General features: G+C 52.8%; 14 protein-coding genes. 3 read left to right on the top strand and 11 right to left on the bottom strand.

Features of this window, described 5'->3' with window-relative positions; all coding sequences use genetic code 11:
- The first annotated feature begins 1 nt into the window (after position 1).
- The 3 genes from gltD to codA all read left to right on the top strand — a co-directional run bounded on the left by gltD (position 2) and on the right by codA (position 4,128).
- Positions 2–1,420 carry a glutamate synthase subunit GltD gene (gene gltD / locus AC4OVS_RS02580; RefSeq protein WP_032626441.1) on the top strand — a complete coding sequence of 473 codons (1,419 nt, stop codon included), beginning with the start codon at positions 2–4 and terminating at the stop codon, positions 1,418–1,420.
- Between the two features lie 187 nt (positions 1,421–1,607).
- On the top strand, positions 1,608–2,858 hold the full coding sequence (codB, locus tag AC4OVS_RS02575; RefSeq protein WP_063200040.1) for a cytosine permease: 1,251 nt from the start codon (positions 1,608–1,610) through the stop codon (positions 2,856–2,858).
- A complete protein-coding gene (gene codA, locus AC4OVS_RS02570) occupies positions 2,848–4,128 on the top strand; it encodes a cytosine/isoguanine deaminase (protein WP_063146516.1) in 1,281 nt (426 codons plus the stop codon). The genes codB and codA overlap by 11 nt, the downstream gene beginning before the upstream one ends.
- A gap of 150 nt (positions 4,129–4,278) precedes the next feature.
- Here the strand turns inward: codA and AC4OVS_RS02565 are convergent, their stop codons facing one another.
- The 11 genes from AC4OVS_RS02565 to zapE form a co-directional block, all read right to left on the bottom strand.
- Positions 4,279–4,983 carry a DUF1120 domain-containing protein gene (locus AC4OVS_RS02565; RefSeq protein ID WP_022649546.1) on the bottom strand — a complete coding sequence of 235 codons (705 nt, stop codon included), beginning with the start codon at positions 4,981–4,983 and terminating at the stop codon, positions 4,279–4,281.
- On the bottom strand, positions 4,980–5,510 hold the full coding sequence (locus AC4OVS_RS02560; protein WP_333018575.1) for a hypothetical protein: 531 nt from the start codon (positions 5,508–5,510) through the stop codon (positions 4,980–4,982). The genes AC4OVS_RS02565 and AC4OVS_RS02560 overlap by 4 nt, the downstream gene beginning before the upstream one ends.
- Positions 5,507–7,894: a fimbrial biogenesis usher protein gene (locus tag AC4OVS_RS02555; protein ID WP_491922162.1), complete on the bottom strand. Its 2,388-nt coding sequence runs from the start codon at positions 7,892–7,894 to the stop codon at positions 5,507–5,509. The genes AC4OVS_RS02560 and AC4OVS_RS02555 overlap by 4 nt, the downstream gene beginning before the upstream one ends.
- Positions 7,895–7,918: 24 nt before the next feature.
- Positions 7,919–8,590 carry a fimbria/pilus chaperone family protein gene (locus AC4OVS_RS02550; protein ID WP_022649549.1) on the bottom strand — a complete coding sequence of 224 codons (672 nt, stop codon included), beginning with the start codon at positions 8,588–8,590 and terminating at the stop codon, positions 7,919–7,921.
- A 147-nt stretch (positions 8,591–8,737) separates the two neighbouring features.
- Positions 8,738–9,484: a DUF1120 domain-containing protein gene (locus AC4OVS_RS02545; RefSeq protein WP_491922161.1), complete on the bottom strand. Its 747-nt coding sequence runs from the start codon at positions 9,482–9,484 to the stop codon at positions 8,738–8,740.
- A gap of 49 nt (positions 9,485–9,533) precedes the next feature.
- Positions 9,534–10,274, bottom strand: a complete 741-nt coding sequence (locus AC4OVS_RS02540) for a DUF1120 domain-containing protein (protein ID WP_022649551.1) — start codon at positions 10,272–10,274, stop codon at positions 9,534–9,536.
- Between the two features lie 269 nt (positions 10,275–10,543).
- Entirely contained in the window at positions 10,544–11,041 is a 498-nt protein-coding gene (gene sspB, locus AC4OVS_RS02535; RefSeq protein ID WP_032622090.1) for a ClpXP protease specificity-enhancing factor, read from the bottom strand.
- A 5-nt stretch (positions 11,042–11,046) separates the two neighbouring features.
- The gene (gene sspA, locus AC4OVS_RS02530) at positions 11,047–11,685 is read right to left on the bottom strand and encodes a stringent starvation protein SspA (protein ID WP_003860438.1); all 639 of its coding nucleotides are present in this window, start codon (positions 11,683–11,685) and stop codon (positions 11,047–11,049) included.
- Between the two features lie 307 nt (positions 11,686–11,992).
- Positions 11,993–12,385, bottom strand: a complete 393-nt coding sequence (gene rpsI, locus AC4OVS_RS02525; RefSeq protein ID WP_003860436.1) for a 30S ribosomal protein S9 — start codon at positions 12,383–12,385, stop codon at positions 11,993–11,995.
- Between the two features lie 15 nt (positions 12,386–12,400).
- The gene (gene rplM, locus AC4OVS_RS02520) at positions 12,401–12,829 is read right to left on the bottom strand and encodes a 50S ribosomal protein L13 (protein WP_003860434.1); all 429 of its coding nucleotides are present in this window, start codon (positions 12,827–12,829) and stop codon (positions 12,401–12,403) included.
- 346 nt (positions 12,830–13,175) lie between these two features.
- Complete coding sequence (gene zapE / locus AC4OVS_RS02515) at positions 13,176–14,300, bottom strand: cell division protein ZapE (protein ID WP_022649553.1); 1,125 nt, start codon at positions 14,298–14,300, stop codon at positions 13,176–13,178.
- Between the last annotated feature and the right edge of the window lie 170 nt (positions 14,301–14,470).

The raw sequence follows: 14,470 nt of genomic DNA, 5'->3' as shown, positions 1-14,470 counted from the left end.
GATGAGCCAGAACGTTTACCAGTTTATCGACCTTCAGCGTGTTGATCCGCCAAAGAAACCGCTGAAGATCCGTAAAATTGAATTTGTTGAAATCTACGAGCCGTTTTCAGAAGGCCAGGCCAAAGCACAGGCAGACCGCTGCCTGTCCTGCGGTAACCCTTACTGCGAATGGAAGTGTCCGGTCCATAACTACATCCCGAACTGGCTGAAGCTTGCCAACGAAGGGCGTATTTTTGAAGCCGCCGAGCTGTCTCATCAGACCAACACCCTGCCGGAAGTGTGCGGCCGCGTGTGCCCTCAGGATCGTCTGTGTGAAGGCTCCTGTACGCTGAACGACGAGTTTGGCGCGGTGACCATCGGCAACATCGAACGTTATATCAACGATAAAGCGTTCGAAATGGGCTGGCGGCCGGATATGACCGGTGTGCGTCAAACCGACAAGCGCGTGGCGATTATTGGCGCGGGCCCGGCAGGCCTTGCCTGTGCGGACGTGCTGACCCGTAACGGCGTGAAAGCGGTGGTCTTTGATCGCCACCCGGAGATTGGCGGCCTGCTGACCTTCGGTATCCCGGCCTTCAAGCTGGAGAAAGAGGTGATGACCCGCCGCCGCGAAATCTTCACCGGCATGGGCATTGAGTTCAAACTGAACGTGGAAGTGGGCCGTGACGTGCAGCTCGACGACCTGCTGAAGGATTACGACGCCGTGTTCCTGGGCGTGGGTACTTATCAGTCCATGCGCGGTGGCCTGGAGAACGAAGATGCGCCGGGCGTGTACGACGCGCTGCCGTTCCTGATTGCCAACACCAGGCAGATCATGGGCTACGGTGAGACCGCCGATGAGCCGTTCGTCAGCATGGAAGGCAAACGCGTGGTGGTGCTGGGCGGCGGTGATACCGCGATGGACTGCGTGCGTACCTCCATTCGTCAGAACGCGGCGCACGTCATCTGTGCTTACCGTCGTGACGAAGAGAACATGCCGGGCTCTAAGCGCGAAGTGAAAAACGCGCGTGAAGAGGGCGTGGAGTTCCAGTTCAACATCCAGCCTCTGGGTATTGAGGTGAATGCCAACGGTAGAGTGAGCGGCGTGAAGATGGCGCGCACGGAGATGGGCGCGCCGGATGCGAAAGGCCGTCGTCGCGCGGAGATCGTGGCCGGTTCTGAACACGTGATCCCGGCTGACGCCGTGGTGATGGCGTTTGGTTTCCGTCCTCACAGCATGGAGTGGCTGGCGAAGCACAGCGTAGAGCTGGACTCTCAGGGCCGCATAATTGCGCCGGAAGGCAGCGACAACGCGTTCCAGACCAGCAACCCGAAAATCTTCGCCGGTGGCGACATCGTTCGCGGCTCTGACCTGGTGGTCACGGCGATTGCCGAAGGCCGTAAAGCGGCTGACGGGATCATGAACTTCCTGGAAGTGTAAGCCCCTCTGACTCCCCGGCAGAAGCATAAAGCGGAACGCTGGGGAGCCTGTTTTCAGTAGCCTGCCCTTAAGTTAATGATACCTTTTTAAGCAAAAAAGCAGCGTAAATCCTGACGTAAACGTTTGCTTTCATGAAAAAAATGTATATTATGCGGCGGATTTTTTGGCCAAAATTCAAGGAGGCGTTGTGTCGCAAGATAACAATTATAGCCAGGGCCCCGTCCCTCTGGCGGCGCGGAAAGGCGTGATTCCACTCACTTTTGTGATGTTAGGGTTAACCTTTTTTTCCGCCAGTATGTGGACCGGAGGTACGCTCGGTACCGGTCTTTCCTATAATGATTTCTTCCTCGCAGTTCTCTTCGGCAATCTCCTCCTCGGTATCTACACTGCTTTTCTTGGCTACATTGGCGCAAAAACCGGCCTCTCAACCCATCTTCTTGCGCGTTACTCGTTCGGTATAAAAGGTTCCTGGCTTCCCTCCATGCTTTTAGGCGGTACGCAGGTAGGATGGTTTGGCGTCGGCGTAGCGATGTTTGCCATCCCGGTGAGTAAAGCCACGGGCATCGACGTCAATATCCTGATCGCGGTATCCGGTCTGTTGATGACCATGACCATCTTCTTTGGTATCTCAGCGCTGACGATTCTGTCGATCATCGCCGTTCCCGCGATAGTTATCCTCGGCAGCTACTCCGTCTGGCTGGCGGTGGACGGCGTGGGCGGGCTGGATCATTTAAAAGCGATCGTGCCGCAGACCCCGCTCAGTTTTTCAGGCGCGCTGGCGCTGGTCGTCGGCTCCTTCATCAGCGCCGGAACGCTGACCGCCGACTTCGTCCGCTTTGGGCGTAACGCGAAAGGCGCCGTGGTGGTGGCAATGGTGGCGTTTTTCCTTGGCAACTCGCTGATGTTTATCTTCGGTGCGGCAGGCGCCGCGGCAGTTGGACAGGCGGATATCTCGGACGTGATGATCGCTCAGGGGCTACTGCTGCCCGCCATTATCGTTCTCGGCCTGAACATCTGGACAACCAACGACAACGCGCTCTATGCGTCGGGTCTGGGCTTTGCCAACGTGACCGGCCTTTCCAGCCGCACGCTGTCGGTGGTTAACGGTATTATCGGCACGCTCTGCGCGCTGTGGCTGTACAATAACTTTGTCGGCTGGCTCACCTTTCTGTCGGCGGCGATCCCTCCCGTCGGTGGGGTGATTATCGCCGACTATCTGATCAACCGCCGCCGCTACGCCAGCTTCCATAGCGCTACCTTTGTGCCGGTCAACTGGGTAGCCATTCTTTCGGTCGCGCTCGGCGTGGCTGCCGGGAATATTATTCCCGGTATAGTGCCGGTGAATGCGGTCCTCGGCGGCGTATTCAGCTACCTTCTGTTAACCCCCTTAGTCAGACGTACCTTTGCTACCGCCCCGGAGGCTCCCCATGCAGAATAATACCCTCACCATTCGTCAGGCCCGTTTACAGGGGCAAGAGGGGTTATGGCAGATCGCAATTGAAAACGGGCGCTTTAGCCGTATTGAACCGCAGGACGCGGCATCGTCACCTGCGGGCCAGGTGCTTGATGCTGAAGGCGGGCTGGTCATTCCCCCTTTCGTTGAGCCGCATATCCATCTGGATACCACTCAAACGGCTGGTGAACCGAGCTGGAACCAGTCTGGTACCTTATTCGAGGGGATTGAGCGCTGGGCTGAACGTAAGGCGCTGCTCACCCACGAAGATGTTAAGACCCGCGCAATGCAGACGCTGAAGTGGCAGATGGCCAACGGCATTCAGCATGTGCGTACTCACGTTGACGTCTCCGATCCCACGCTGACGGCGCTGAAAGCGATGCTGGAAGTGAAGCAGGAGGTCGCCCCGTGGGTCGATCTGCAAATCGTGGCGTTCCCCCAGGAGGGCATTCTTTCTTATCCCAACGGTGAAGCGTTGCTGGAAGAGGCGGTGCGTATGGGGGCGGACGTTATTGGCGCAATTCCGCACTTTGAATTTACCCGCGAGTATGGTGTGGAGTCTTTGCACAAAACCTTCGCACTGGCGCAGAAGTACGACAGGCTGATCGACGTACACTGCGACGAAATCGATGATGAACAGTCGCGCTTCGTGGAAACCGTCGCTGCGCTGGCGCACCGTGACGGGATGGGCGCGCGCGTTACCGCCAGCCATACCACAGCGATGCACTCCTATAATGGCGCCTACGCGTCCCGCCTGTTTCGTTTGCTGAAAATGTCGGGCATCAACTTCGTCGCCAATCCGCTGGTGAACATACACCTTCAGGGCCGTTTCGACACCTATCCTAAGCGCCGCGGCGTAACGCGCGTGAAAGAGATGCTGGAGGCGGGGATCAACGTCTGCTTTGGGCATGATGACGTTTTCGATCCGTGGTATCCCCTGGGCACCGCCAATATGTTGCAGGTGCTGCATATGGGTTTACACGTCTGCCAGCTGATGGGGTACGGGCAGATTAACGACGGGCTGAATCTGATCACCACCCACAGCGCGAAAACGCTCAACCTGCAGGACTACGGCGTGAAGGTGGGTAATTCTGCGAACCTGGTTGTTTTACCGGCCGAAAATGGCTTTGATGCGGTTCGTCGCCAGACGCCTGCGCGTTATTCTGTTCGTCACGGGCGGGTTATCGCCGAGACGGTACCCAGCCAGACAACGCTGCATCTGACGCAGCCGGAAGCGGTAACCTTTAAACGGTAATTATCGCTTCAGGAAATCTCATCCGGAGACGTATCAGCCTGTTTACGCTTTATCAGGTCTACAAATCGCAGCCTCTTTGCAGACCTGGTAAGCGCGGCGCCAGTGGTGAACTGGCGCGTCTATTTTCGATATTCTTTTACAGAAAAGAGATTATAAATAGACCAGCGTAATCACCGCCTCGCCGTCCAGCTTGATCTCTTGCCCGCTGCCAAGCCCGTTGGCGACAGCGGCGCTCACCTGTAGCGGAACAACCGCCGATGAGATCGGCTGCGGAATATCCGTGCCTTTTTGCACAAACGTATAGAAAAAGTCCTGCTGGGTCGGCAAGGGCAATAGCGTCGTGCGCGTCCATGGACCATTTTTGGTCGCGGCCCCGGCGATCTCCACCTGAACAGCGGCACTTTCGTCGGCTGCCGTCACGCCTGCCGCGTTAATTTGCACCCCATAACTGCCAATCGGCTTCTGCTCGCTGGTCAATCCTAAACCAAACAGGCGGGTCGTATCACGCACATAGGCACCGTTATTTATCTGGAATTTTACCCCTTCTTGCCCGGATTTATCTTTGCCAACGACCACGGAACTGGCGCGGGTATCACGCGCGGTAATCGCAACTCCCGTAGAAGATTCACACGTCACCGATAGTGTAAGATCGCGAGTACCAAGCTGTGTGAATGCGCTGGAGGAGAGCGACCCCGCATAGCGCGTGCCGAAATCTGCCACACCGCCATTGCTCAACGCCGGTGTACAGGCGGCAGCGTCAACGGTGACATCCACATCAATATTGACCGTATCAGTTGCCCATACCGCTGAAGCGGCAGACATTCCGCAGAGTAATAGCGCTATACGCTTTTTCATTGTACATCCATCCTTACGCGTAAATTTCCGCGCCACACTTCTCTGTCCGTAATATGGTTACTTTTGAAGCGCGGTTTGATGGTAAGCGTGACAGACGCCGTTTTTCCCCGCAGCTCCTGACCGTTGATAAACGCAATCCCTTCGTTAAGCGCTGGCACGATCTCTCTCACGCCGCCATTGGTAACCCACGGGTCGCCGGCATGGATAGCCGCCAGATTGACTGTACGATCGTCCACCGTTGCCTGCGCGGCAGTAACGCGCATGACGCCGTTATCACCAAAACCAAATTCATGCCCTTTCGGTACGTTACTTCCCAGAAAGAGACGAATACGCGACGGTTCATCACATATCACGTTCAGGACAATCTGTTTCTCCGGCATCTCAATCAACCTGTTCCCTTCCGCCTGGCGCTCTGCGGCACTCATACGGCCATAGCTGAGTTTTTGCTGGCTTGATACTAACTGGCAGTCAGCCATAGCATGCAGAGAAAACGCCATTGCGCACACGGCTAAAAAAAGCGCCTTCATTTACACACCTCATTGACAGTTTCATAGAATGTATCGGTATTTGCCTCTTTCGGAAGCTTCAGACCAAATGCACAGGTGCCGTTATCCAGTTTTGCCACCACCTGTTGAGCAGGTTCAACATCGTTAAAAAAGACCACGCCGTCATCCACTGAGGTCGTAAGATAATTTCCGTGCGAATCCTCAAGGGCGATCCCTTTCGGCAGCTTTTTACCGTTTGCCAGGGTAACGTTCACCAGTGCACGTCGCTGGGTTAACGCAGTAAAATCAAGATGCCCTACCGCTCCTTTGCCAAGCGTGACGACACGGGTTCCATTCCCGATATCCATATTTTTCGGCAATGTTTCCGTATCCACTTCTACCCGCGCTGGGCGCCAGGCTCCCACTGACGGTACCACTGCCTGACCACGGAAGTCGGTCCATACCGGCCCCTGGGGCGTGTCAATCCTCACACCGGAGACGGGTTTATCCAGAGCAGCGATCGCGAACGTGTCGCGGATCGCCCATGGAGAGAACGTAACGCCTTGTCCATGAACCGCGATGCCCCCCTGTAGCGATCCTGAATAGCTGCGGCTATTCTCGTTATCCGAACTGGCGCTCAGGCCAAGCTGCGTATAGTGAAGGTTGCTGCTTATCCCACCGTTTACATTATCGCGATTCGTGGCCTGATCGTGTTCAGCTCCCAGCGACCAGGATGTGGTATCACTTACAACGCCAAGCGCAGAGGCGCCATACCGCGTTTTATGGTCATCATGACGGCTGTACAGGCTAACGCTATTGCTGGCACCAAAAGGAATACTGAGGTTGACGTAGAACAGATCGCCATCATCCTCATTCTCCTCATCTGCACTCAACTGATGTTGCCAGTTCATGGAAATCGTGGCGTACTTGAATGACTTGTTCCAACCCGCAGAGATGAAGCGGGAATCATCTGACTTATCATAACCCTGCGTTTGGTAGTAGCTGGTGCTAAGCGTGCCTAAGTAGGGCACACTCCAGGTCAGCCCGGCGGAATACTCATTTTTATTACCGCTGTCGAAATCATCATCCAGTGCTTCAAAAAGTTCGCGAAAGTCTTGCGATTTATGCGTAACAGAGGCGTTAGCCCCCATGCCAAATGCGGGGTCAGAACTCCATGTTGCCGATAGCGTGTACCTCTGCCCTTTCAGTGAATCTTTCGAATCGTTGGACTGGTTCGCCTGGAGTGAAACAAGCCAGGCTGGTAGCGGCACTGTATCAAGGCTGGTGGCGACAGCCTGGTAATCTTCGCCTACGATTGAGCCTGCGTTGACATTCACCCGTTCGCTTAGTTTCCAGCCTCCAGAAAGGCTGGCTACCCATGGCGTTTCACTATAGCTATCGCTCACTCGTCCCAGCGCGAAGTGATATCCTGAAGGCGCCCCTGCGCTCTGGTTATACAGCGCTGCGGGCACCACATAGCTGTGCTGGCTGCCATCGGTTTCCACTACCGTCACGTTCAGATCGCTAACGCCGTTACGTACCGGCACATCGGTGAGATTAAACGGCCCGACCGGCACCAGTGTGCTGTACACCAGAACATTTTGCTGACGCACTTCAATACGGGCCTGAGGCGTATTGGCGATACCGGACACGCTCACTCCGCTACCCCCCTGTTGTAAGGCGCTCTCCGGTGAAAGCTCGATACCATAGATTCCCGTTCCCTGAAGAAGGGAGTTATTGATATTGACCTCGCCCGCCCTCAGGGTACTTTTCAGGGGGACAAAAGTATGCTGCAAATAGGTCGACGAGTTATTACTCTCGAATTCTCCGTCGCTCCGGCTCAGCAGTTGCTGAGTACGTAAGATCCAGTCGTCGAAATTGACCCCACCGTCCAGCATGGCCTGTGAATAGTCAGAGTGCCCGTCACCAAACTCATTGCGCGAGGAGAGAAGAGAATAATTCAACAGCGCAGCAGTGCCACCGGAAGTATAAGCTCCGATATCCGATTCGCTGTTTGCTATCCGATCCGCCGGTACAACCAGACTTAGAGATTCTTGCGCAGGCGAAGCCTCCACAATAGCGCTCGGGATATGACCGGTATAATCGTAGCAGCCGGACTCATAGTCAGAGGGAACTTTTAATCCTGCCTGCTCCATAAAAGGTTTGTCGAAACAGAGATCGCCGTTGTTGTCGAAACGAGCAATAACGTTGCCTTTATTATCACCATTCACCTTCAGGGCGACGGAAACGCTACCCGGTAAATACTTCGTCTTGCGAGAGAAATAATTTGATACGTCCGGGTTTATCCCCAGTGAACGAAGCGTTTCCTGATCAAAATTAATGGCAGCAGTTTCCATCTGCTGAGCCATCGCCTGGCCAGAACAGACCAGGCCAATGAGACAGGCGAGTAACGTTTTTTGCTGCATATCCTTTGCTGTCCTTATAGAGGCTTACTTCAAATCTGTAGTAAAGCGATCCCCTTTATAGCCGTAACGACTCGCCGGATAGAATTCAACTTTATTATCAGAGAAATTTGGTAATGTTGTTTTTATCGAGGTGTGAGGAAGGATGTAGGTCTTATCCAGGACACCCGCTTTTCCTGAGGGTAATGTTTTAAAGGATGCCGTTATACGAACAACGTAATCGCTGGGATTGTTGATAACCAGGCCATCACCCTTTTTGTTCCATGTCAAAAATTTCCATGGCTGCGTCTCCTCAGGTAGACCCGCAGGATGAATTACAACAGGAAGATCCTGGCGGATAGTCAACGCAACTTTATCTTCTCCTTTCTCCTTTGGAGGAATGCCTTCGAACGTGACGCGTTTAAGTTCTTCATACTTCATGGGTTTGCTGGTTTGCAGCAGAAAACGCATTCGCTGTGTTTCCCCGGCGTCGACACGGACTACAGGTTGAGAAACGATTAAACGAATAGATTTATCGCTATCAGGTAAATCTACAATGTTTGTATAAAGCAATGCAGGTTGCGAATCCGTATTTTTAACATTCATACTGGCTTCGCCTTTTTGTGCATCGACTAATAAAACCGATGTTTCTGGAACCATACCGGTGGCACAACACTTTGTCGCTACAGCCAACAACGCAAGATATAGAATTTTCTTCATGACTTTCCACTCACATAAATAAATAAAAATCATACCGGCATTATTTTTATTATTCTTGCGGCAGAGAAAGCTATTTTAATGCAAAAAAAGCGTGACAATGGCTTTTAAATACTCTAACCATTGCCACGTTAATTAAGCGTTAAATTATTAGAGATATACCAGACTAATGGTTGCGTTACCGTCCAGCGTAATTACGTCAGTCGTACCTAATACCGAGTTATCCTGCACTGCAGAGGTAACCAGCAACGGCACGCTAAGCTGTTTGAAGGCTTTTGGCTGCGTGGTACCGGCTGTTGCTACGGTATTCGCTTTTTGGTAGCCCGTGCAGCCATTAAGCGAGCAGAGGTAACCCAGGCCTGGCGCAACTTTCTCCCAGGAACGCTGGCCTTCAGTGATGCTCCCTGTTACCAGGGTGTCAACATTCGCGCCATCCGCTGTGACCGCTTCAGTATTGATGGCAACGGTGTAAGCACCAATGCTCACGCCAGCGGTGGTTTTACCCAGACCAAAGGCACCAGCGGTGTTGCTGAAGTCTGATTTATCCGTACCGCTACCTGCGATAAACGCGGTTGAAGACAGGTTAACGCGACTGTCCAGGCGGTTATCGGTGGAGGTAAAAGCAACGCTCATGTTGCTTTCGCAACTGATATTTAGCGTGATGCTTTTCTGCCCCAATTGTACCAGCTTGTTTGTCGCACCGGTCGGTGCAATATTTTGGTTCAGTACCGTTCCATAATCTACAACGCCGCCATCAGGCAGGGTCGGCGTACATGCAGCCGGGTTAATCGTACCGACAACTTTCAGCGTAACATCGTTCGCGGCCTGGGCAGCAAAAGCGGATAAACCGAAGGCTACGGCGGCGGTTGCTGCCGAGAGTACTTTTTTAAATTCCATTATTTTCATTTCCCGATTTATTTTCTACAGCATTTAGCAATAACGAATATCAAAGATAAACAAGGCTCAGCGTGGCATTACCGTCAAGCGTGATAGTATCGCCTGTACCCAATACAGTGTTGTCCTGAAGCGCAGTTGTAATGCGTAACGGCATATTCATAACTTTAAAAGCTTTTGGTGTGGTGGTTCCCGATGCAGCAGCCGTAAAGACACGTGTCTGGCCTGTGCCACTGTTAACTGGTGCAAAAGCACCCGTACTGGATTTTACCCAGGTATAATTTGATGTATCGGTACCTGTGGCTGCAATGAGATCAGCGACAACACCATCTGTTGTTGTATTAACGGGATCTGCTGCAATTACATAGGAGCCAATATTCACACCCGCACTCGTTTTACCCAAGCCATAGGCGTTTCCTGAAGCGTTAGCATTTACATTATCGAAAAACCCATTTTCAATATAAGCGGCGCTCCCCAGGCCCACACGAGTATCATGGCGGTTATCCGTAGAAGTCACCCCAACGCTGGTATCGCTGTCACAGGTAATAGTGAGAGTAATACTTTTAGCCCCCAACTGAACCAGTGTATTCGCCGTGCCAGTTGGATTGATGGTAGAAGCTGGCATTGTGCCATAATCTACCACTCCACCGTTTGGCAGTGAGGGTACGCAGGAACCAGGAACGATATTACCAATAACTTTCAACGTCACATCATTAGCAGCGTGTGCATTTGACATGGCGAGGGCTGCACAAATAGCAGCAGATGAAAATAATTTTTTAAAAGTGATATTCATAATTTGTCCTTAAAAGAAAATCCGTTTTTGTTAACGCACATATATATTTTCACAGGGTGATATCGGATACAATCAAATTAAAATAAAACATTATTGAAGATAAATTTAACTGTCCTACAGAAAATAACCCAACAAGATTAATCCCATGCCAATTAATAGACCTATATCTTTTGCAAAGACACAAGTTTTTTAGAGAGTAATTTTATGCAGAAAATAAAAAAACCTGCACAGTTGTGCAGGTTCGGAAAAAATATTGTGCTTTATGAAGTTTATTTGACGACACGGAGTGCCGGACGACCACCGCGCGGAGGCGGATCGTCATCAGGGTCATTGTCGTCGTGATGGTCGGGTTTATCGCCATCAATCACAGACATTACCGTGTCGCTTTCACGTTCATCGGATGTCCCATCATCGTTCAGGCTGGCGACCTCTTCATCATAAGCCGCTTCCGGTTCGAACATGGTACCTGCACCGTTTTCACGGGCGTAGATAGCCAGAACCGCAGCCAGCGGAACGGAAACCTGACGCGGCACGCCGCCGAAACGCGCATTAAAGCGCACTTCGTCGTTCGCCAGTTCCAGGTTACCCACTGCACGTGGCGCAATATTCAGTACAATCTGTCCGTCGCGTGCGTATTCCATTGGAACCTGCACGCCCGGCAACGTCACATCCACAACCAGGTGCGGCGTGAGCTGGTTATCCAGCAGCCATTCATAGAAGGCGCGCAGCAGATACGGACGGCGTGGTGAAAGTTGTGACATTTCCACAGTCATTAGCCTCGGCCGAGACGCATTTCGCGCTCCGGTTCAGTTAAGGATGCCAGGAAAGAGTCGCGTTCGAATACGCGAGTCATGTAGCCTTTCAGCTCTTTCGCGCCAGGACCGCTGAATTCTACGCCCAGGGTTGGCAGGCGCCACAGCAGCGGTGCCAGGTAGCAATCTACCAGGCTGAACTCATCGCTCAGGAAGAAAGGTTTTTGACCAAATACCGGCGCAATCGCCAGCAGCTCTTCACGCAGCTGTTTACGCGCAGCATCCGCTTCTGAAGAGGAACCGTTAACGATAACGTTCATCAGCGAGTACCAGTCTTTCTCGATACGCTGCATGTACAGGCGGCTTTCACCACGCGCAACAGGGTAAACAGGCATCAGCGGCGGATGCGGGAAACGCTCATCCAGGTATTCCATAATGATACGGGATTCCCACAGGGTCAGCTCGCGATCCACCAGCGTCGGTACGCTTTGGCTCGGGTTGAGATCGATCAGATCCTGAGGCGGGTTATCCTTTTCCACATGCTCGATCTCAAAACTGACACCCTTCTCGGCCAGCACGATACGAACCTGATGGCTATAAATGTCAGTAGGACCAGAAAACAGCGTCATTACCGAACGTTTGTTGGCAGCGACAGCCATGAAAACCTCCAGGTATATTCAGAATTTTTACTGCTACCAGCCCAACGGGGCTAGCCAGATGATGTATCGCCCATCCCAGAGAAAACACATTGTTCAAGAATCGAACAAAAATCGAGTATTCACCGATATTTGGGCATAAAATTGGATGATAGTTTACCAGATTTTGATGGCTTTGTGGTGAGGGGATGCCGGAAATGTGGAAAAAGAGAAGATATATGAAATGTTACTGTGGATAACCTGCGCATTATCCATAAAAAAACCCGCCGAAGCGGGTTTTTCGCCAATCGTTCTGCGTAAGCAGAATAGATTAACGTTTGGAGAACTGTGGACGACGACGTGCTTTACGCAGACCCACTTTCTTACGTTCAACCTGACGAGCGTCACGAGTAACGAAGCCAGCTTTACGCAGTTCAGAACGCAGGGATTCGTCGTACTCCATCAGCGCGCGGGTGATACCGTGACGGATCGCACCTGCCTGACCGGAGATACCACCACCTTTAACGGTGATGTACAGATCCAGTTTTTCTACCATATCAACCAGTTCCAGCGGCTGGCGAACTACCATGCGGGCAGTTTCGCGACCGAAGTATTGTTCCAGAGAACGCTGGTTAATTACGATTTTACCACTGCCCGGTTTAATGAAAACGCGAGCTGCGGAACTTTTGCGGCGACCAGTGCCGTAGTATTGATTTTCAGCCATTGCCTATAATCCCGATTAGATGTCAAGAACTTGCGGTTGCTGTGCCGCGTGGTTGTGCTCGTTGCCTGCGTAAACTTTCAGTTTACGGAACATAGCACGACCCAGCGGGCCTTTTGGCAGCATGCCTTTAACCGCGATTTCAATCACACGCTCAGGACGGCGGGCAATCATCTCTTCAAAGGTCGCTTCTTTGATACCACCGATGTGGCCGGTGTGGTGGTAGTACATTTTGTCAGTACGCTTGTTGCCGGTAACAGCAACTTTGTCAGCGTTCAGAACGATGATGTAATCACCGGTATCAACGTGCGGAGTATATTCCGCTTTATGCTTACCGCGCAGGCGACGAGCCAGTTCAGTAGCCAGACGGCCCAGAGTTTTACCGGTCGCGTCAACAACATACCAGTCGCGCTGTACGGTTTCTGGTTTAGCTGTAAAAGTTTTCATTAAAAGCTTACCCAAATAATAAGTTACACGTTGGTGAACACCCAAACGTTTAGTCAGTTGAGGTTCACACGACAAAGTCCGGCAAACCTACCCCTTCGAATAGCACATGCCGACACATAGAAAGTTTCGGGAAAAAAACCTTCTCGTAACGTGGGGTCGCAAGATTATAGAGAAGTTGAGGTCAAAGATCGACCCTTAAATGTGATTTGGGATGGGTTTTTCGGGGTTGCGTATTGTGCGGTCTGGTGCCCTCACCCCCAGCCCCTCTCCCACAGGGAGAGGGTAGCGTTTGTTAAGGCTTGGTGCCCTCACCCCCAGCCCCTCTCCCACGGGGAGAGGGTAGCATTTATGGCATATGCTCACGCTTGAGGTACTCTTCGCTCTGCATCTCTTGCAGGCGCGACAGGCAGCGCTGGAACTCAAACTTCAGGCGCTCGCCCTGATAGATCTCATATAAAGGCACCTCGGCACTGACTACCAGCTTGACGTGGCGCTCATAAAACTCGTCCACCAGCGCGATGAAGCGGCGCGCTTCGCTCTCCATGAGAGGGGTCATGACGGGCACATCCCATAACATAACGGTATGGAACAGTCGCGAAAGCGCAATGTAGTCATGCTGGCTGCGGGCGTCCACGCAGAGCGTTGCAAACGAGACGGCCAGCGTCTGGTTCTCTACGCCAAGCGTCGGCAACGGACGATGATTAATCTCCAGCGCTGGTGCGTTATCCCGCGGCGCCCCTGCCAGCGCCAGCCAGAGTTTATCCATCTCGCTGGCTGTGTCGGCGTTCAGCGGTGAAAGCCACAGGTGCGCCTGCGTCAGCGTGCGCAAACGATAGTCGACGCCAGCGTCGACATTCATGATGTCGCAGTGCTGCTTAATGGCATCTATGGCTGGCAGGAAACGCGCCCGCTGGAGACCGTTGCGATAAAGCTCATCCGGCGGGATATTTGAGGTCGCCACCAGGGTGATCCCACGCGCAAACAGCGCTTTCATCAGCCCCCCCAGCAGCATCGCGTCCGTAATATCGGAAACAAAGAATTCGTCGAAGCAGAGTACGTCCGTTTCCGCCTTGAAGCGGTCCGCCACGATTTCCAGCGGGTCGGTTTCGCCCTGGAGCGCCGTCAACTCCTCATGAACCCGCAGCATAAAACGGTGAAAGTGCAGACGCTGCTTACGCGTGCCGGGCAGGCTCTGGTAGAACATGTCCATCAGCCAGGTCTTACCCCGCCCAACGCCGCCCCACATATATAAGCCACGAACCGGTGCGTTTACCGTGGGCTCTTTTTTGCCCAGTAAACGGCCGAATGCCGCCTTCAGCCCACTGCTCTGCACCGCATCGGCGGGTTTCGCCAGAAGCTCCTGGTAAATCGTGTCCAGGCGGTTTACCGCTTCACGCTGGACATCATCCGGCTGGTGTGTGCCCTCACTCAGGGCGAGTTGGTAACGCGATGATGGGGACAGGTTTTGCATGATGTTATTGTTATTCCTTTAGTTAAACCTCATCAGCGGTCGTGGCTGAAGAAAAAAAGGCCGTTCTACACTACGCGATGATACGTCAGGATTCCACTTCTGCGGAAATAGCGGTTATAGTGGCATAATCAGGCACAGGCAGGAGCCGAGCCAACACCCTACGGAACAAC

It is taken from the genome of Enterobacter sp. 4974935 (genome assembly GCF_058661735.1).
This window is presented reverse-complemented; position numbering and strand designations above follow the sequence as displayed.